An 18,101-nucleotide genomic window follows, 5' to 3' on the forward strand; every position below is an offset into this window, starting at 1 on the left:
GTCAAAAAAACCGGAGTGAGCCATCCCAACGATGCGCTCACTCCTGATCATGGGGTTCGGTTAATTGATGGGAAGGGATTCGATCTCCTTATCTGAAGCGATCTCCTCATGCACCACTTCGATCGACTGTGGCCTATCATCTTCCAAGGCAAGGCCCAAAGGGCTTACTCCGGGAATAAAAGGAGCAATGACGATGGAGACGATGGAAGTCAATTTAATCAATATATTCATCGATGGCCCTGAGGTATCCTTGAAGGGATCCCCTACCGTATCGCCGGTTACCGACGACTTGTGAGGTTCAGACCCCTTATAGTACATTTGACCGTTGATTTCGACTCCTTTCTCGAAAGATTTCTTCGCGTTATCCCAAGCACCTCCCGCATTGTTTTGGAAAATACCCATGAGCACGCCAGACACAGTCACCCCGGCGAGCATGCCTCCCAACACCTCATGGCCGAATAGGAATCCCACAGCGATAGGTGACAGCAGAGCAATCGCGCCAGGAGCCACCATTTCCCGAATAGATGCTTTGGTAGAAATTTCCACACATTTCTCGTAATCCGGCTTGTTTTTGTACTCCATGATACCGGGAATTTCCTTAAACTGCCTTCGCACCTCGTTGACCATGTCCATGGCAGCCCTTCCGACTGCAGCTATGGCAAGAGCCGAGAAAATAAAGGGAATCATAGCACCCACAAACAGACCCGCCAAAACATCCGCTTTGTAGATATCAATAGAACTGATCCCTGATATACCCACATACGCTGCAAAAAGCGCCAGCGCGGTCAACGCTGCCGAAGCAATAGCAAATCCCTTTCCGGTTGCGGCTGTCGTATTACCTACAGCGTCAAGAATATCTGTACGCTCCCGAACTTCTTTAGGCAACCCGGACATTTCGGCAATACCACCTGCGTTATCGGCTATCGGCCCAAACGCATCGATTGCCAACTGCATGGCTGTGGTAGCCATCATTCCGGCCGCGGCAATAGCTACTCCATAAAGACCAGCAGCCAGGTACGATGAGAAAATACCACCTGCCAATACCAAAATTGGCAGCACCGTAGACTCCATACCGATCGCCAATCCACCTATGATATTGGTTGCGTGCCCGGTTGAAGACTGTTTGATAATCGAATTTACCGGTCGCCTGCCCATCGCCGTATAGTATTCCGTAATGATGCTCATCAGTGCCCCTACGATCAATCCAATAAATACAGCACCGAAAACGCCCATTTTGGTAAAGGCTACCGAAGCATCCCGTTTCATAACCAAATCACCATCCGGGAGCATAAAATCGATCAAAAAGAAGGATGCCGCTACGGTCAATACGATTGATATCCAGTTACCTTTATTCAGTGCAGACTGAACACTGCCATTATCGTCGGCAATCTTAACGAACAAAGTACCCACAATAGAGAATATCAAACCCAGACCTGCAATGACCAGAGGCAACAAAATCGGCGCGATACCTCCCAAATTATCGTTCGAAACAATCTCTCTTCCCAAAACCATGGAGGCCAAAATGGTTGCCACGTAGGAACCAAAAAGATCAGCGCCCATACCTGCCACGTCACCCACGTTGTCACCGACGTTGTCGGCTATGGTTGCAGGGTTTCTCACATCGTCTTCTGGAATTCCAGCCTCTACCTTACCCACTAGGTCAGCTCCTACGTCGGCAGCTTTGGTGTAAATACCACCCCCGACCCGGGCAAACAACGCAATCGACTCAGCACCTAGGGAAAATCCCGCCAATACTTCCAGAGCGGTTTCCATCTCATGGCCGTTGACGTCACCTCCCTGAGAAATGACAAACATATAATAAAAAACGATGAAAAGGGAGCCCATTCCCAAAACCGCTAAACCTGCCACGCCTAATCCCATCACCGTACCCCCAGTGAAGGAAACCTCCAACGCTTTTTTCAAACTCGTCTTGGCAGCCTGCGTTGTTCGCACATTGGCTTTGGTGGCGATATTCATGCCCAAGTACCCTGCGAACGCGGAAGCGACGGCTCCTATCAAAAAGGCAATTGCAATTACAGGACTGGAGTTTTCCAATAAAGTACCCGACCACCCCAAGATCAACGCCGCAATTATCACAAAATAAATCATGACTTTCCATTCCGCCTTTAAAAATGACATGGCGCCTTTGGCTATAAATCCCGCAAGCTCTACCATGTTTTCCTCTCCAGAAGGCTGCTTACTCACCCAAGCCGACTTAACTGCCATTACCAAGAGGCCGATGATCCCTAAAAAGGGCACCAAATAAAGAAATACCTGCTCCATATCCTCGATCAAAGAAAGTTTTTAAGTTTTAACATCCGACAAATATATTATTAATACCTTCCATAGCAATGAAGAAATGATATAATTGGAGCCGACATACCTAAAAACAAAGTCAACCTAGGGAGATTCCAACGAACCACAAAAAAATACCTCCCACGCAGCTACAAGGGGAGGTATCTACTATGCAAACAAGTTATCTGATTACGAAAGGTAAGTAATAGATAGGGCAATGGGCACTGAACTCAATGCCTTACTGATAGGGCAGCCTTCCTTAGCTGCTTGGGCCAACTCGATGAACTGAGCTTCATCCATGCCTGGCACCTTTCCTTTCAGATCAAGCGTAATTCCTGTAATGGCAAAACCGCCTGCTTCCTGCTTGTCCAAAGACACCGTCGCTACCGCATTTAATTCTTCCGCAGCAAATCCCTTTCCGGCTATCTGAAAGCTCAATGCCATGCAGAAGCACCCTGCATGAGCGGCCGCTATGAGTTCCTCTGGGTTGGTGCCCGCCTTGCCATCTTCGTTTTCAAACCGGGTTTTGGACGAATAAGGCGTCGCATCAAAAAAACCGCTGGGAGCATCCAATGTCCCGCTTCCCTCTAAACCTGTACCTTTCCAAATGGCCGTTGCTTTTCTTTTCATGGTAAATAAATTTATGGTTAAGTAGTAATCGTTTATTGAAACACTAAAAGTACCGAATATGGCCCGAAATTACTATCTCTTTTTAAAAAGGAACCCGGATATTGCCTGCCAAAAGCACCTTTAAGCGAAAGGTGATCTGGGTTTGGAGGAGAAACAAAACTGCCTATATCGATCATTCCGAGAGCACCTCCAGAACCCTAAGAGCAGCTTTACTGACAGCCACACCGGAACCAAATACCGCCTTCACGCCACATTCCAGCAGGTATGACTCATCCTCCGGAGGAATCACACCACCGGCAACCACTGTGATATCGGGCCTTCCGGATTTGTGCAGTTCAGCAATCAACTCGGGCACCAGTGTTCTATGCCCCCCAGCCTGGGAGGAAACGCCTACCACGTGCACGTCATTTTCCACTGCCTGCTTGGCTACTTCCTCAGGGGTCTGAAAAAGAGGGCCCACATCCACATCGAATCCCAGGTCTGAAAAACCACTCGCAATTATTTTTGCACCCCGATCATGCCCATCCTGTCCGATCTTGGCGACCAAGATCCTTGGCCTACGCCCTTCCAGCTTAGCAAATTCATCTGCCTTTTCCTTTGCCAACTGAATCACCTTTGAATCTCCGGCCTCCGACAAATAAGCACCCGAAATAGTTCTTGCGGTTGCCTGGTACCTCCCAAAACTTTTTTCCATAGCCATCGATATTTCTCCCAAGGTTGCCCGAGCCCTCGCTGCGTCTACCGCCAGCGCCAATAAGTTCCCTACACCTGTTTCCGCTGCTTCTTCTATACGGTTCAGACAATTCTCTACGGTGTTTAAATCTCTTTTTTTCTTAGTTTCCTGGATGCGATTCACCTGGGATTGCCTCACCGCTTCATTGTCAACACGGAGAATGTCTATTTCCTCATCGTCTGTGGATTGGTATCGGTTTACACCGACAATGACATCTATACCCTCGTCTATACGTGCCTGCTTTTTGGCTGCTGCTTCCTCTATACGCATCTTGGGTATTCCCAGTTCGATCGCCTTCTCCATTCCTCCGAGCTCCTCCACTTCACGAATATGGCCTTCAGCCCGCATTATTAACCGATCCGTCAAGTACTCTAGGTAATTGGAACCACCGAACGGATCGATCGCTGCGGTCAGCCCAGCTTCCTGTTGAAGAAAAAGTTGGGTCTCTCTGGCTATGCCTGCCGAAAAAGGCGTGGGAAGAGCAATGGCCTCGTCAAAGGAATTGGTGTGCAGGGATTGGGTATGCCCCAAGACCGCAGACATAGCCTCTGAGGTAGTCCTGCAAATGTTGTTGTATGGGTCTTGTCGGGTGAGAGACCAGCCCGAAGTCTGGCAGTGGGCACGTAATTGCAAAGACTTGGGATTTTTGGCACCCAAATTACTCATCATGCGTGCCCAGATAACCCTCCCTGCTCTGAGCTTGGCAATTTCCATAAAAAAATTCATTCCCGTAGCCCAAAAAAAGGATAGCCTGGGTGCAAAATCATCAATCTGTAAGCCCGCTTCCATACCCTTTCTGACATAAGCCAGCCCATCCGCAAGGGTGTAGGCAAGCTCCAAATCCGCTGGTGCGCCGGCCTCGTGCATGTGATAGCCCGAGATCGAAATGGAGTTGAACCGGGGCATTTTCTCTGCAGTGTAGCTGAAAATATCCGATACTATGCGCATAGAGGGCCCAGGAGGATAGATATACGTATTACGAACCATGAACTCCTTCAGGATATCGTTTTGAATTGTGCCCGTTAACTGATCCGGCGTAAGCCCTTGTTCTTCCCCCGCTACAATAAAAAAAGCCATGATAGGGATTACCGCCCCGTTCATGGTCATAGACACCGACATCTTTTCCAAAGGTATTCCCTCAAACAACTGCTTCATATCCTCTACTGTATCAATGGCTACGCCTGCTTTGCCCACATCACCCCTTACACGAGGATGATCGGAATCATACCCTCGGTGGGTCGGTAGATCAAAAGCAATGGATAACCCACGCTGCCCAGCCGCCAAGTTGGCCCGATAAAACCGGTTGGACTCTTCTGCCGTAGAAAACCCAGCATACTGTCGAATCGTCCAAGGCCTTGCCAAGTACATAGATGCATAGGGTCCCCTGAGAAACGGAGGCATGCCGGAAACAGACCCTATCGGAAAGAACTTACTGAGATCAGCCGGTGTATTTACCGCGGAACAAGATATTCCCTCAGGCAGCAGAAAGGAACTGGATTCAGCTTCACCCAAATCACCATACAAGACCCCCAGATCACCTAAAGACCTCCAACCAAATCCCACGATCCGCTTTTCGATTGTAGCCATTACCGCATCCAACAGTTCCCAAGCTATCTTCTCTATCAAAAAAGCTCCACCCACCGGATCCAACACTTCCGATAAACATGACTCCTCACTTAAAATCCTGCCTATCCTAGAAGTGACTTGTCTCTTGACGCCGATAGTTCCATCCACTGTATTGGGATAAGTGGTCAAGAGCAGGCCATCTGCGCCCCCGATAATTGCTGACAAAGCCTTGGACGTGTGCCTTATCAGGGAATGAAAACCGTCGCTCCCTTCAGGAGTACTGCTTGCCAATATATAAAAATCGCTCGGGTGCACGGTATAACCAAAATGTAAAAACACTTGGTGAACCAGTACTTTCATCGCCCTGAGGATCGCAATCTGGCGCAAAAAATGGCTTTCCAACGTAATATGCACGAAGAACGCCCTGCTCCAGCCTTCGATGGAAGGGGGATTCCCAACACTATCCTGGAAAAACCCAAGAACCTCTACTACTTCGGTTAAACTACCTGAAGCCCGGTGCTGCTGGGAAAGCTGAATGCCAAAACATTTAAACCTGTCCAATGCCAGGTAGAAATTCATTAACTCCAAAACCTCAGAAGATCGAAAATCAACTCCTTCGAGTTGTTCCTTACTCCAGAGAAATCCTCCGGATAGTTGTCGCCGATCGAAAGATTGATCTCCGATCCAAGCCGCAAACTGACGCATCGAAACGATCGGACTACCATTGAATTTGATCCACACACCAACATGCGCCAACAACACTCCCTTAAATACCACGGACAAGTCCGCGGAAGGTGTGAGGGAGATCAACACCCCGTCCACTCCATCCCGCAGCGATTCGTGAATTCGGGCATTTAGCTCCTCATCCGATTGCCCGTCGAGCTCTTCGACGTTTTCCCATACCCGTTCGTTTGACTTAAACCGTCTAATCCGGTTTTGGTAGTCTTTCATCAGCGGAACAGCATTTTCTTGGGTACAAACCGAATCCACCGCCAAGCCCTCTTCAATTTCCAATAATGTTCGGGACAAATCCAACCCTTCCCGCTGCATCCGCTCCTTCCATTCCTCCTTATTGACCGGGGGAAAAGAATCACTTAAAAGGTTCATATACACACATTCGCTTAAAACACCTTAGTAAACAAACTACTTATAACCAAATGTAACCCAATTGTACCCGTTTTCCGAGGATCCCTCGTGGTATTCCAATTAGTAGTGGAAAAAAAGAATAATGGGATGCGGATGGATACGAAAATCCCGCCTTTTGAGAACTTACTTAGCTGCAAAAAACAGGTGCTGAAAATGCCTGATAAAATCTGGAAAAAAAATGCAACATGAAAAACCCGCTTTTCGGGCAATTGAGCGGAAAAGTAAAAAAATCAAGCCAAAATGGATTTTTTATTTTGTTTTCTTTTTGACAAATTTGTCTCCCTTCAAAAATCGAGGTAGAGTAGTTTGGTGTTGCATAGTTAGATTGTTCAATGGGTACTGAGGCTGGCGCTATATGGAAAGAATGTTTACGTGTAATTGAAAAACACGTCAATGAGCAGAGCTTTTCTACTTGGTTTGCTCCTATCACACCTGTTCGTATGGAGGGTACCACGTTAACCATACAGGTTCCAAGCCAGTTTTTTTATGAATGGATCGAGGAGCATTACGTCGACGTTTTAAAACTTGCGATCAAAACCGTGATGGGGGCGAACGGGCGATTAGAATACGCAGTGGTAGTAGATCGTGGAAATTCACAAAACCAACCCTATGTAGTCAGCTTCCCCCAAGGTACGAAAGCTGGAAAAAAATTAAAGGAAAAGCAGCCGGTAGCGGCGGGAGATAATTTTGACCATAGTCCGTTTGATCTGCCCTCCCTAAATGCCGAGACAACCCTGCAATCCAACCTGATTGAAACCCATACTTTTGCCAATTTTATAGAAGGAGATTGTAACCGTCTGGCAAGGTCTGCTGGATATGCTGTAGCCAATAAGCCAGGCATAACCTCATTCAACCCGCTACTTATCTATGGTGGCGTAGGATTGGGAAAAACCCACCTGGTACAGGCCATCGGAAACGAGATAAAAAACAACCTGGAGGACAAATTCGTCCTATATGTTTCATCTGAAAAATTTGTCAACCAATTTCTAGATGCCATTAAGGACGGCAACGTGAAGCCGTTCACCAATTTTTATATGCAGGTCGATGTACTCATCATTGACGACATCCAATTTTTTGCGGGAAAAGGACGTACCCAAGAGATGTTCTTCCATATTTTTAACCACCTGCACCAGAACAAAAAGCAAATAGTCATGACCTCAGATTGTGCCCCGAAAGATTTGATGGGACTTGAGGAACGTTTGCTGTCCAGATTCAAATGGGGGCTGACTACCGACTTACAAATGCCGGATTTTGAGACCCGGGTTGCCATCATTAAGCGGAAAATGCAAAGCGAAGGCATTTCCATTCCCGAGGATGTAATCGAATACCTCGCCTATACTGTGGACACAAACGTGCGGGAATTGGAGGGGGTCATGATTTCCCTTATTGCCCACGCGTCCCTGAACCGGGTGGATATTGACCTTAGTCTTGCCAAGACAATCATGAAAAACATTGTCAAGGATATCGAGGCAGAGGTGGGTATAGATTTTATTCAGAAAACCTGTGCCGATTATTACGATATCAAATTAGAGGATCTCAAGGCGAAAACCCGTAAAAAAGAGATCGTGACTGCAAGGCAGGTAGCCATGTATTTTGCAAAGGAATTTACCAACCATTCCCTAAAATCCATAGGGTACCATTTTGGCGGACGCGACCATAGCACCGTGATACATGCGGTACAGACAGTCAATGACCTGATGGAAACGGATAACTCTTTTAAAGCAGCCATCATTGAATTGCGGAAAAAATTCAAAATGAAGTCCTACTAGCCGTCTGCGAAAAACGAGGTGTAGGTTGAATTAAAATAAAGGTTGCCTGACAACACCTCCCAATTCTTCGATTGGGATCTCAAGTTCCGTAACTCCTATAACATAGGGTCCGATTTCATAGGCGTTGTAGATCAATAAAAAGACGCCATCACCGTAGCCCATCGTCTGAGGCAGAAAAAAACGCCCCTCGTCCAGAAAAAACCTCCCATCATCCTCGAGCGAAACGCCGTCCGCCACCTCATGGTAGGCACGAAATTTAGCCAGTGCGATTTCTAGAAGTCTCTTCTCATCCAGTACCAGTGAATTGTCCTCCACTTTTGCCCCCTCGCCTTTCAAATCATAAGTCAGCAGTGTCTGAAAACCGTTTGGGTGCGCACCTCCGGTAAAATGATAGGTCGAAAAACGCAAAGAAATAAGATCGGAGGATCGAAAGGCTTCGCTACCTTCCAACGTAAAAAACCAATCCATACCATTAAACCCATCGGTTTCGGCTTTTTCAAAGACAGCTATAAAATCCTCCGCTGCTTCTTCGTAATCGGCGTACTCATCAGCTTTCCTATCACCCCAAGATAGAGCGTTTTTTACGAAACCTTGGATTTCTGCATTCAAGAAATTGTCTAAACCGCTCTGTTCCTCATAAGCTGGAAAAGACAACTCTATTGTGACGCAAACGTCCTTCACACACTTGGAAAACTCCCTTTCCACCGACCTGACAGATGCTGGGCTGGATAAATTTACTTGGCTCTTGACCTGGTCTGCACCGCATGCATTCAATAGAATAACCACACAAGAGAAAAACAAAATTCTAATCATCTGATTTCGTTCTAGTTGGATTTAATGCTTTCGATATACATAGCAAGCAACAGATTGGAAGCCGCAAAGGTCGAAACATGTCCTTCCCGCACTTTATCACCTAGCAAGGGAAACTCCCTTCGAACGGCTTCATTTTCAAAGAAACGCTTTTCCAGCAGATACTTAAGCTGTTCCCTTAACCAGTGAACCCGCTGTTCTGCCCGATTTCTCTCGATAAATCCTGTATTTTGACAGGTTTGAACAAACTCCTCTAGAACGGTCAGTACTTCTTCAATTCCATCATTCCGAAGGGAGGAACAGCTAAGCACCCGCGGCTTCCACCCATTGGGCTTGGCCGACGCAAGTTTCAAGGCGTTTTCAACCTGCTCCTTGGCAAGGCTGGCTGCCACGCGATCTCCATCCGCTTTGTTGACAAGAATCAGATCAGCGGTCTCCATGATGCCCTTTTTGATCCCCTGCAACTCATCTCCAGCACCGGGCATGGTCAAAAAGACCATCACATCTACCATCTGCTTTACCGCTACCTCAGATTGCCCTACGCCTACCGTTTCGATGATCAACCGATCAAACCCCGCGGCCTCACAAAGCAAGGACGCCTCCCTTGTAGCTGCACTAACCCCGCCCAACAATCCCTGCGAGGGTGAAGGCCGTATATACGCAGAGGGGTTGAGTGCTAGCCTTTCCATCCTAGTCTTGTCTCCGAGAACGCTTCCTTTGGACTCGATACTACTAGGATCGATCGATAGGACGGCAACTTGATGTCCCTTCAAGGCAAGGAGCTGTCCAAAAGCATCAATGAACGTGCTTTTTCCCACACCCGGCGCGCCGGTAATTCCTATACGCAAGGACTTCCCACTATAAGGCAAAAGACGCTCCATCAGCTCTCCTGCAAGCTTCCTGTCTGAATCCAAGGTACTTTCCACCAGTGTAATGGCTCTGCTCAGGATGGCTCTTTCGCCGCTAAGAATCCCTGTGACGTACGTCTCCAAGTCCAGCCTTCCCCTTTTACCGTTCGGATCTCCGCCAATCATCATTTATCGAAAGGGTATTTCCGGAAACTAACCTCTCCCATTGGGGATTTTTCATAGCGTCCTATACAGGCGCGCTGTGCACTTGCTGCTAGGTAGGGTTCTCGGATGTCCAAGTCAAACGGCGGAGACAAACGCTCATTGACGAAGAAAACGCGGGTTACACCATATTTGGTATGTGGCATGAAATTGCCGTACGCTTCCATCTCCTCCCAGTTAATGTCGGGGGTGAAGACCAGATATACCCTGTGCACCGGCCCTGTATTGTTCTCGTTTCGGTAGGAGTCCAGCTCCTCAAACCTACTCGACAGGTCTCCCACTCCCGGCTGGGAAATGGTGTCAGCAATCATCCAAAACACAATCCCCACCACGGTCAACAGTAACGCATGAAACAAATAATTCCTCTTCATGATTTACAGTTATAACGGTTAAAACCTTAATTTCGACCAAAATTACCGAAATGGCATTCGAATACGTCAAAGCACTGCATATAATTTTTATGGTAACCTGGTTCGCAGGCCTCTTCTACATCGTGCGGCTGTTCATATACCAACGCGAATCCATGGATAAGCCTGAACATGAAAGGCGAATCCTAAAACCCCAACTAGATCTAATGGCTTACAGGCTGTGGTACATTATCACGTGGCCGTCGGCTGTCCTTACCTTAATATTTGGTATTTGGGTACTGACCTACCGATGGGGCTACATAGAGCTGCCCTTCATGCAGGCCAAGCTTTTCTTTGTAGTGTTGCTGTACGCCTACCATTTAAAATGCCACGCTATCTACGCCAAACTACAACAAGGTATTTGTGCATGGAGCAGTGGGCAGCTTAGACTATGGAATGAGGCTTCTACCCTGCTACTCTTTGCCATTGTTTTTTTGATTGTGGCAAAAAACCTGATGAGCATGGTATGGGGTATTGCCGGCCTGATCGGTTTGGCAGCCTTGCTGATGCTGGGAATCAAACTTTATAAAACAATACGAAGCAGGAACTAAAGACCGGCGGCGGTTGTCTTTTCAAATAAACAACGAAAAATGAAAATGCGAGGGTTGGTTTTTGTGCTGTTTATGGTGGTATCAGCTGTTTCCTGTACAGGATCTAATAACGGTGGTAAACTTCCAATTTTGGGGAATAAGTACACCGAGGAGAAGATTGTAGATGGCAAAAAGGTGGTGGATACCGTATATCATCGGATAGCCGATTTTGAATTTAGAAACCAATCGGGAAAACTAGTCTCCAACCGTGATGTGCGTGGAAAGGTCTATGTGGCAGACTTCTTTTTTACCAGTTGCCCTACCATTTGCCCGATCATGAAGACACAAATGCTACGTGTATACGAAACCTTTCAGAATGAGTCTGATTTTCTGATATTAAGCCACACCATAGACCCCGAGCACGATACGGTGGAACTTCTCCAAGACTATGCCATTCGTCTGGGTATACCCAATGCGCAAACATGGAATTTCCTGACAGGGGATCAGGAGCGCATTTTTGAAATTGGACAGACCAGCTACCTAACCACTGCCATGGAGGACAAAAACGAGCTCGGGGGATACCTGCACAGCGGAGCTTTTGTACTTATTGACCGTGAGGGGCGGATACGGGGCGTATACGACGGAACCAAAGAAGATCAGGTGAACCGGCTGATGCGTGACATCCCAAAACTTCTCAAAGAAGATGCAGTATCCTACTAAGCTTGCAGCTATTTCTGTTTGGATGGTATTCCTTCTTTTCGGATGTGGAGAACCAAAAACGGAAAATACGGTAAGCCTACACAAAATCAAGGATCTGAAAACCCGGCAGTATGCAATTGCGGGCAGGGAGTTGTATGTTCAACACTGTGCCAATTGCCATCAAAAAGATGGCACCGGGTTGGGTCTTGTCATTCCTCCACTGAAAGACTCCGATTACATGATAAACGATCTGGGAAGAACAGTACGTATTATCCGCCATGGATTAAAGGGCGAAATCATCGTAAATGGACAGGTTTACAACCAACCCATGCCTGGAAATCCCATCTTAAAGCCGATCGAAATAGCCCAAATCACTACCTATATTTACACAGTTTGGGGTCAGGGAGAAATATTGGTAACCCCTGATCAGGTCAGCGATTACCTTAAACCATAAACACTGGCCAGTTCAATAGAAGTCCTGACCAACGCCCTCTATTGGCTCCTCAAGAAACCAAAATCCACTAACGATCACTCTGCCAATAAGGATTCAGCTAGCTTCAAGGCTGTTTTAATATCCTCGTTGACTTTGGCAACCTTTATAGCCTGATCCTCTAGGTATGCCAGGGATTGATCCTCGTTCATTTCTTCCATCCTCATATCAAACTGACGCATCCAAATAAACATACCCTCATAGGCAGCTGAACAAGCGGATGCGGCGGTGCGATATTCTCCTACTAAGGGGCTTTCTACCCCCCGGGAATCCAGCTCATCTGCCTTTTCTTCCAAGGAGCGTTGAAAGGACCGGAGCTCTCCCATTAGCGGCATGACCTCGTCATGAACGGCGATAACTTCACGTTTCATTCTCTCTACCTCTGACTCCTCCGAGCTTCCACAGGCACTGAAAAAAATCAGGCCCAATACTACCAAAAACAACGGAATTCGTTTCATTCTTATCCAGTAAGGTTATATTTGCACAAAGTTATACACCTTAATTAAACAATTGAAGGTACTGATAAATTTCGATTAGTTCAAAAAACACGCCACTCACAATCAAATGATAAAACCCTATTGTTTTGCCGGAGACACTATCATGGATTCCCAACGGGCAAGTTTACACCCCCTGGATATTGGGTTAATACGGGGCTATGCCATTTTTGACTTTTTCCGGACCGTCCGGGGCAGCGCACTTTTTTTGGAAGACTACCTTACCCGGTTTATAAATTCAGCGCGGAAAGCACGGCTTCCGCTTTCCTATGATAGGGATTCCTTGAGAAAGATTATCGAAGAGTTAATCCAAAAAAATAGCCTAGAGGAAGGTGGGATCCGCATGGTACTATCGGGAGGGATTTCGGAAAATTTCTTCACGCCCTCAAAAGGTCCCCTTTTTATTTTTTGCGAATCCCTCAAACTTCCAGGGGCCGAAAAATACCAACAGGGAGTTCAGTTAGCAAGTGTAGACTACGTTAGACCTATCGCAGAGATCAAAACCACAAACTATACCCTCCCCTGTCTATTGAGTACCGAATGGGCAGCCAATGGCATAGAGGATGTTCTTTACCACCACCAAGGTATTGTCTCGGAGAGCTCGCGCAGCAATGTCTTTATTGTTAAAAAAGGCGTAATAAGCACACCCGGCAAACACATCCTAAAAGGCATCACCAGGCAAAAAGTAATGGATTTAGCACCTTATGTACTTGTTCGCGATATCACGCTCGATGAAGTAATGCAGGCAGACGAACTGTTCATGACCAGCACGACGAAGCGGATCCTTCCCATCACTTCCGTTGATCAGACCATCATTGGAAGGGGGGTACCCGGACCGGTTACGCAGGATTTACTGCGAAAATTTGAACGCTTCGAAGCCTCCACCGTAGCGGCCACTTAAGCTCCTTTACCTCCCATGTCAAAGTTGGCGTTTTCTGCCGCCAGTATCGACAAAGCTTTTACAAATCTGTCCAAGTCGGATAAACTGGTATAAATGTGAGGGGAAACCCGCACACAATCCAGATTTCGATAAGGAATGGCAACCGTGTGGATCTGAAATCTGGACATTAAACTATTTTCCAGCTCTTTTGGAGACATACCCGCCACAGAAACGCCTGCGATCGCACAGCTATACGGCGCTTTTAAAGAGGCGTGTAACTTTACCCCCGGAATTTCCAATGCCTTCTCTGCCCAGTAATTTTTCAAATACCTTACCCTCTCCTCTTTCCGTTTTGCGCCAATCGCATTATGGAAATTCAACGCCTCACCTATACCCTGTTCGATCGGAAAACTCCTGGTTCCGATACTTTCAAACTTACGGATATTGCCGCTTTGCGGATCTCCATTACTTAACAGAGGCCATACCTTGCTTATCTTTTCCTTCTTGATCCACAGCATACCGCTTCCAATCGGGGCCGAAAGGTATTTATGAAGGGAGGTTCCAAAATAGTCCCCTTCCAATTCCGGGATTTTGAAATCGAGTAGACCAAACGAATGGGCTCCATCCACAATTACCTCTATCCCGCGCTCATGAGCCATCTGACAGATTTTCTTAACCGGCATTATCTGCCCAATCCAATTTATAACATGGGTTACGTGGATGATTTTGGTTTTCTCCGTGATCGCTTCCCTATAGGCCTGCACGATCATGTCATCGTCTTCGATAGGAAAATCGAAACTCAATTGCTTATATACAATACCTTCCCGTTTGGCACGCTGATGCCAGGCGTGCATCATGTTACCATAGTCAAAATAACAGCCGATAACCTCATCTCCTCGATTTAGATCCAAGCCAAAAATAATGGAGTTCAATGCTTCCGTGGCATTGCGGTTGATAGCGATTTCCTCCGGGTCTGCGCCACCCAGGAGGGCCAATTTCTCTCGTAGGGGCTCCCTTCCCTGGTCCAGAATTTTCCACATGTAGTAGGAAGGACCTTGATTTGATAATTGACCATATCGCTCCACTGCCTGCTGCACTACCAAGGGCGAAGGAGAAACCCCTCCGTTATTCAGGTTGAGTACCGGCGCGGAACTGGCCGTGTAGCCTTGCTGTATAACTGACCAATAATCTTCGTCATAGGCCAAATCAGCTGGCGCAATCCCGGAATATTTCGCAGCGAGATCGTCAAAAACCGATCCATACGTCTGATTAAAGATACTTTGTGCAGAAAATGCACCTCCTGCCAAAATCGTGGCACGCCTAAGAAACGATCGTCTGCTGGGTTTCAAGCTCATAGTCAAGGAATTAAATTAGTGGTTAATGGCTAAAATTAAGTCAAAACCCCCACGCAACCAACAAATACCCAAATAATAGTTGCGGTAGATTTTTACAAACGATAGACTTTTAGGGTGTAGCTTGAAAATTAGGTACACGACAAAACAGTAGCCCTCTAAAGATGTAATAAGGTATAGAAAAAGATAGGAACGGAAGGTAGTACATGCGCTCAACCAATCAATTTACTGGCACCCATGGGCTTCCAGTCTTTCGTTCATAAGATAAAACCAAAGTGGCGGGAGCAGGGCCAACAGCATACTGCCTGGATATCCGGTACGCAACTGCGGGCTTTCGTCCAGATGCCGAAGGATCTGATACTTCCTCGAAGCGAGGTAATGGTGGTCAGAATGCCGGGTCAGTTCAAAGAGGACAATTCGTCCCATTTCATGATCTGAGTTCCAGGAGTGCTTTGCGCGTACGCGTTCCGGTTTCCCATTGGCCAGGACAGCCCTTCGAAGTCCATAGTGCTCTATGTAATTGATCGTCTCCAAAAGTAATACGCCAATTAGTGCAACAGATATGGCGTACGGGATCATCCCCCAACCAAAAAACCAACCTACCGCCAGCAAATACGAAGCCTGATAGACTGTAAACCGAATCATTCCGTTATTCCAGGAAAAGAAGGACTTGCCTTTCTTTGCCAGTCGCATTCGCTCCAATCTCCACGCATTCCGATACTGCCCCGTAATCGAACGGATAAAAAACGCATATACTGATTCGTTTTTACGAGCGGATGCCGGATCCTCATCTGTACCTACTGCTTTGTGATGGCCACGGTTATGCTCAATAAAAAAGTGTTGGTAAAGCACAGGTAACAAGCCTGCTTTGGCCAGTAACTGCTCCCACTTAGACGCTCTGTGACCAAGCTCATGTGACACATTGATACCCAACGCCCCTAAAACCACCCCCAAACTCAACGTGAGGCCAATCCGCTCAAACAGTCCCAACTCAGCACTACTTATGCGCTGAAAATAGGCATACAATAGTATAAAACAGATAAAAGGACACAGGTAGAGCAGCCAGTCGAAAAAACGGTTGGCCACCCGCCTTTTTTCCTCCTCATCCGAATAATTGGCACTGGAAAAAGGCAGGATCAGATCCAATAGCGGAAATACCCCGAATGCCAAAATAACGGTAGCCCACGACCACCACCCAACCCACTGTATAGCGAGAAAGGCGGAAACTGGAATACTGTAGGCAATAAGGTATTTTAGGTCTTTCATAAAGATTCGACTTGGTTTCCTTTTGTCCCTAATCACGATAATCAGGCCTTCCTCTATGAGATCCTCAGGGCACTTTGTAAGCCACAAACATTCGACCAACAGTCCTAGGCACCCTGGACATCAATCGTCTATGACGGCCAGAGGAATGGATTGATGCTAGTCGAAATATACGAAAAAAGAAACTAAAAAATATGACAAAAACGGGATGCATGCCCAAAAAAAACCTTCACCTAGGAGGGATCCCCTAGACTTCACTCCAGAGAGTCAGATAGGTGAAGGCACAATAAACCCAATTAGTTGAGTAGTTGGGCGTTTGTCAGTATATACATGAGCTTCTCTGGATCCTTATCGTTCAGGGTGAGGGTACCGCGCACACGCACCCGCTTGGAAGTGTAGGTAATGGGTGTCTTCAGCATTACCTCCATCACCGTTTCAGGCCCGCCGGAGCCACAAAAGAAACACTCCGCCAAAGGCAATGAGGATAGAATAATGTGTTCAGGCTTAAACATACCCTCAAATGGGATGATATAGCCATCCGCCTCTACGACGGTACCCTCTATTTTTTTGATTTTTGGCCCAAACACCGGCAGATATAGTTCTCCCCATTCATCCTGTCCTATTTTGTAGGTCACCTCGGAGAGATCCTTCCACACGGATTCCTGTGCGTGAAGAGTAGTACTACTAATTAAGATAGCAACAAAGAACAGCAGCGAATACTTCATTTTTGTCATATATTTTCTTTTACTTAGTCAGTTGAGTGGCAATATCCGTTTTATACGCATTGTATGCAGGTATGAGCGAGGCGATTACCCCCACACCCAGCGCAAATACAACCAAATACAGTTCTTCTTTCAGAAAAACCGCAGCACTTAGCGAAGAAAGGGCTCCCTGATCATAATTGGTAACCAAAAGGAGAAGAAAAAAGTGTCCGATCGCCAGGCCAACCAATGCTCCCAAAAATGTAAGTATTACGCCTTCTAACAAGACATGGACAAACAACTGCCCTTTTGAAGCACCAATCGCCCGCATCACAGCAAGGTCATATTTTCTCTCCTTCAACGAATTATACAACGCAATAAATATGCCGAGTCCGGAAATGCCGATGATGATAACTGCAAGCCCCTTTGCCAACATCACACCCACACCGAGCAATTCGAACAATCGGGAGATCTCAAAAGACGGCGACGCCGCTTGGAGCGAACTTCTACTGTTGATCATTCGGGGAAGTTGGACCGCAGCGATGGGGTTGCTGTATTTTACCAACAGAGACGTCACTTCCCTGTCTTCTTCGGTCTCTGGAAAGCCAGTCTTGGCCACAGGCTGGTGCATCAGGGCATGGTCCTCCGGTTCATCATGGGTATACCAAACCGACTCAATACTCGTAAGGATAAGTTGGTCAACCACACTTCCCTTTCGCTCCAGGATTCCCTTAACTACGTAGTCATGTTCATCGTGGTCATGGCTGGCAGAACCAATGCCATGGGATCCGATGAATGTATCTCCAAGCTTCAAATTTAATTTCTCAGCTACCGATGCACCCAACACCACTTCAAAAGGCTCCTCCCAGGCTTGTCCTTCCTGAAAGGACACATCGTATAGCTCCAAATAGTCATGGTTGGTGCCTACGATCCTAAAACCTTGGAAATTATCGCCCATCCCAAGGGGAATGACATTTTTTACCAAACGGTTTCTGGACACTGCTATGGCCTCCTTCATATCAATATTGCCCGTGGGGAAATCAATATGATAGACAGATGAAAGAACCAACTGCAAGGGACTACCCTTTGCCCCAATGACCAGGTCAATGCCTACGGCGTCTTTGTTCATCTTGTTTTCGAACTGATCCTGCATAAGGAGCAGCACAGTGATGATCGCCAGACCCAAGGCTAAAAGTAGGATGTTTAACCCTGTATTCAGTGGCTTTGCCACCAGATATTTCCAACTTAGCTTCAGTAAATTCATGT

16 protein-coding genes and 1 pseudogene are annotated in these 18,101 nt (G+C 46.9%); 5 read left to right on the plus strand and 12 right to left on the minus strand.

Annotated elements, in window-relative coordinates:
- Positions 1–60: 60 nt before the first annotated feature.
- The 4 genes and pseudogenes from ADIS_RS14645 to ADIS_RS23625 all read right to left on the minus strand — a co-directional run.
- Positions 61–2,283, minus strand: coding sequence for a sodium-translocating pyrophosphatase (locus ADIS_RS14645; protein WP_035806344.1), 2,223 nt, complete (start codon positions 2,281–2,283; stop codon positions 61–63).
- A 201-nt stretch (positions 2,284–2,484) separates the two neighbouring features.
- Positions 2,485–2,925, minus strand: coding sequence for an OsmC family protein (locus ADIS_RS14650; RefSeq protein ID WP_010855369.1), 441 nt, complete (start codon positions 2,923–2,925; stop codon positions 2,485–2,487).
- A 172-nt stretch (positions 2,926–3,097) separates the two neighbouring features.
- Positions 3,098–5,191, minus strand: coding sequence for a methylmalonyl-CoA mutase (scpA, locus tag ADIS_RS22755; protein WP_394330316.1), 2,094 nt, complete (start codon positions 5,189–5,191; stop codon positions 3,098–3,100).
- Between the two features lie 48 nt (positions 5,192–5,239).
- A pseudogene (locus ADIS_RS23625) lies at positions 5,240–6,331 on the minus strand (methylmalonyl-CoA mutase family protein); the annotation flags it as partial.
- Positions 6,332–6,702: 371 nt separating this feature from the next.
- Here ADIS_RS23625 and dnaA point away from each other — a divergent pair.
- Entirely contained in the window at positions 6,703–8,139 is a 1,437-nt protein-coding gene (dnaA, locus tag ADIS_RS14660) for a chromosomal replication initiator protein DnaA (RefSeq protein ID WP_035806226.1), read from the plus strand.
- A gap of 30 nt (positions 8,140–8,169) precedes the next feature.
- Here the strand turns inward: dnaA and ADIS_RS14665 are convergent, their stop codons facing one another.
- From ADIS_RS14665 to ADIS_RS14675, 3 genes are read right to left on the minus strand one after another with little or no spacing between them, the layout of a single operon-like run.
- Entirely contained in the window at positions 8,170–8,952 is a 783-nt protein-coding gene (locus ADIS_RS14665) for a DUF3298 and DUF4163 domain-containing protein (protein WP_035806228.1), read from the minus strand.
- Positions 8,953–8,963: 11 nt separating this feature from the next.
- Positions 8,964–9,986, minus strand: a complete 1,023-nt coding sequence (gene meaB / locus ADIS_RS14670; RefSeq protein WP_010855376.1) for a methylmalonyl Co-A mutase-associated GTPase MeaB — start codon at positions 9,984–9,986, stop codon at positions 8,964–8,966.
- Positions 9,983–10,390 carry a hypothetical protein gene (locus ADIS_RS14675; RefSeq protein ID WP_010855377.1) on the minus strand — a complete coding sequence of 136 codons (408 nt, stop codon included), beginning with the start codon at positions 10,388–10,390 and terminating at the stop codon, positions 9,983–9,985. The genes meaB and ADIS_RS14675 overlap by 4 nt, the downstream gene beginning before the upstream one ends.
- Before the next feature lie 50 nt (positions 10,391–10,440).
- On the opposite strand from ADIS_RS14675, the gene ADIS_RS14680 reads away from it, so the two are divergent.
- From ADIS_RS14680 to ADIS_RS14690, 3 genes are read left to right on the plus strand one after another with little or no spacing between them, the layout of a single operon-like run.
- On the plus strand, positions 10,441–10,977 hold the full coding sequence (locus tag ADIS_RS14680) for a CopD family protein (protein WP_035806230.1): 537 nt from the start codon (positions 10,441–10,443) through the stop codon (positions 10,975–10,977).
- Between the two features lie 39 nt (positions 10,978–11,016).
- A complete protein-coding gene (locus tag ADIS_RS14685; protein ID WP_010855379.1) occupies positions 11,017–11,676 on the plus strand; it encodes an SCO family protein in 660 nt (219 codons plus the stop codon).
- Positions 11,660–12,109 carry a c-type cytochrome gene (locus ADIS_RS14690; protein ID WP_238325444.1) on the plus strand — a complete coding sequence of 150 codons (450 nt, stop codon included), beginning with the start codon at positions 11,660–11,662 and terminating at the stop codon, positions 12,107–12,109. The genes ADIS_RS14685 and ADIS_RS14690 overlap by 17 nt, the downstream gene beginning before the upstream one ends.
- Positions 12,110–12,183: 74 nt before the next feature.
- Here the strand turns inward: ADIS_RS14690 and ADIS_RS14695 are convergent, their stop codons facing one another.
- On the minus strand, positions 12,184–12,603 hold the full coding sequence (locus ADIS_RS14695) for a hypothetical protein (RefSeq protein WP_035806232.1): 420 nt from the start codon (positions 12,601–12,603) through the stop codon (positions 12,184–12,186).
- 106 nt (positions 12,604–12,709) lie between these two features.
- On the opposite strand from ADIS_RS14695, the gene ADIS_RS14700 reads away from it, so the two are divergent.
- Complete coding sequence (locus ADIS_RS14700) at positions 12,710–13,540, plus strand: aminotransferase class IV (protein WP_316931240.1); 831 nt, start codon at positions 12,710–12,712, stop codon at positions 13,538–13,540.
- Here the strand turns inward: ADIS_RS14700 and ADIS_RS14705 are convergent.
- The 4 genes from ADIS_RS14705 to ADIS_RS14720 all read right to left on the minus strand — a co-directional run bounded on the left by ADIS_RS14705 (position 13,537) and on the right by ADIS_RS14720 (position 18,099).
- Positions 13,537–14,874, minus strand: a complete 1,338-nt coding sequence (locus ADIS_RS14705; RefSeq protein ID WP_010855384.1) for an aminotransferase class V-fold PLP-dependent enzyme — start codon at positions 14,872–14,874, stop codon at positions 13,537–13,539. The two genes, ADIS_RS14700 and ADIS_RS14705, sit on opposite strands and share 4 nt — an antisense overlap.
- Before the next feature lie 222 nt (positions 14,875–15,096).
- Entirely contained in the window at positions 15,097–16,137 is a 1,041-nt protein-coding gene (locus ADIS_RS14710) for an alkane 1-monooxygenase (RefSeq protein ID WP_010855385.1), read from the minus strand.
- 293 nt (positions 16,138–16,430) lie between these two features.
- A complete protein-coding gene (locus ADIS_RS14715; protein ID WP_035806234.1) occupies positions 16,431–16,859 on the minus strand; it encodes a hypothetical protein in 429 nt (142 codons plus the stop codon).
- 19 nt (positions 16,860–16,878) lie between these two features.
- A complete protein-coding gene (locus ADIS_RS14720; protein ID WP_010855387.1) occupies positions 16,879–18,099 on the minus strand; it encodes an ABC transporter permease in 1,221 nt (406 codons plus the stop codon).
- Positions 18,100–18,101: the final 2 nt, after the last annotated feature.

Origin of the sequence: Lunatimonas lonarensis, from assembly GCF_000390185.1 — a bacterium.
Lineage (GTDB): Bacteria > Bacteroidota > Bacteroidia > Cytophagales > Cyclobacteriaceae > Lunatimonas > Lunatimonas lonarensis.

What these genes read in the sequence shown, in the direction of transcription:
- ADIS_RS14645 (WP_035806344.1), bottom strand. Translation starts at nt 2,283, where the DNA reads ATGGAGCAGGTATTTCTTTATTTGGTGCCCTTTTTAGGGATCATCGGC.
- ADIS_RS14650 (WP_010855369.1), bottom strand. Translation starts at nt 2,925, where the DNA reads ATGAAAAGAAAAGCAACGGCCATTTGGAAAGGTACAGGTTTAGAGGGA.
- dnaA (WP_035806226.1), top strand. Translation starts at nt 6,703, where the DNA reads ATGGGTACTGAGGCTGGCGCTATATGGAAAGAATGTTTACGTGTAATT.
- ADIS_RS14665 (WP_035806228.1), bottom strand. Translation starts at nt 8,952, where the DNA reads ATGATTAGAATTTTGTTTTTCTCTTGTGTGGTTATTCTATTGAATGCA.
- meaB (WP_010855376.1), bottom strand. Translation starts at nt 9,986, where the DNA reads ATGATGATTGGCGGAGATCCGAACGGTAAAAGGGGAAGGCTGGACTTG.
- ADIS_RS14675 (WP_010855377.1), bottom strand. Translation starts at nt 10,390, where the DNA reads ATGAAGAGGAATTATTTGTTTCATGCGTTACTGTTGACCGTGGTGGGG.
- ADIS_RS14680 (WP_035806230.1), top strand. Translation starts at nt 10,441, where the DNA reads ATGGCATTCGAATACGTCAAAGCACTGCATATAATTTTTATGGTAACC.
- ADIS_RS14685 (WP_010855379.1), top strand. Translation starts at nt 11,017, where the DNA reads ATGAAAATGCGAGGGTTGGTTTTTGTGCTGTTTATGGTGGTATCAGCT.
- ADIS_RS14690 (WP_238325444.1), top strand. Translation starts at nt 11,660, where the DNA reads ATGCAGTATCCTACTAAGCTTGCAGCTATTTCTGTTTGGATGGTATTC.
- ADIS_RS14695 (WP_035806232.1), bottom strand. Translation starts at nt 12,603, where the DNA reads ATGAAACGAATTCCGTTGTTTTTGGTAGTATTGGGCCTGATTTTTTTC.
- ADIS_RS14700 (WP_316931240.1), top strand. Translation starts at nt 12,710, where the DNA reads ATGATAAAACCCTATTGTTTTGCCGGAGACACTATCATGGATTCCCAA.
- ADIS_RS14705 (WP_010855384.1), bottom strand. Translation starts at nt 14,874, where the DNA reads ATGAGCTTGAAACCCAGCAGACGATCGTTTCTTAGGCGTGCCACGATT.
- ADIS_RS14710 (WP_010855385.1), bottom strand. Translation starts at nt 16,137, where the DNA reads ATGAAAGACCTAAAATACCTTATTGCCTACAGTATTCCAGTTTCCGCC.
- ADIS_RS14715 (WP_035806234.1), bottom strand. Translation starts at nt 16,859, where the DNA reads ATGAAGTATTCGCTGCTGTTCTTTGTTGCTATCTTAATTAGTAGTACT.
- ADIS_RS14720 (WP_010855387.1), bottom strand. Translation starts at nt 18,099, where the DNA reads ATGAATTTACTGAAGCTAAGTTGGAAATATCTGGTGGCAAAGCCACTG.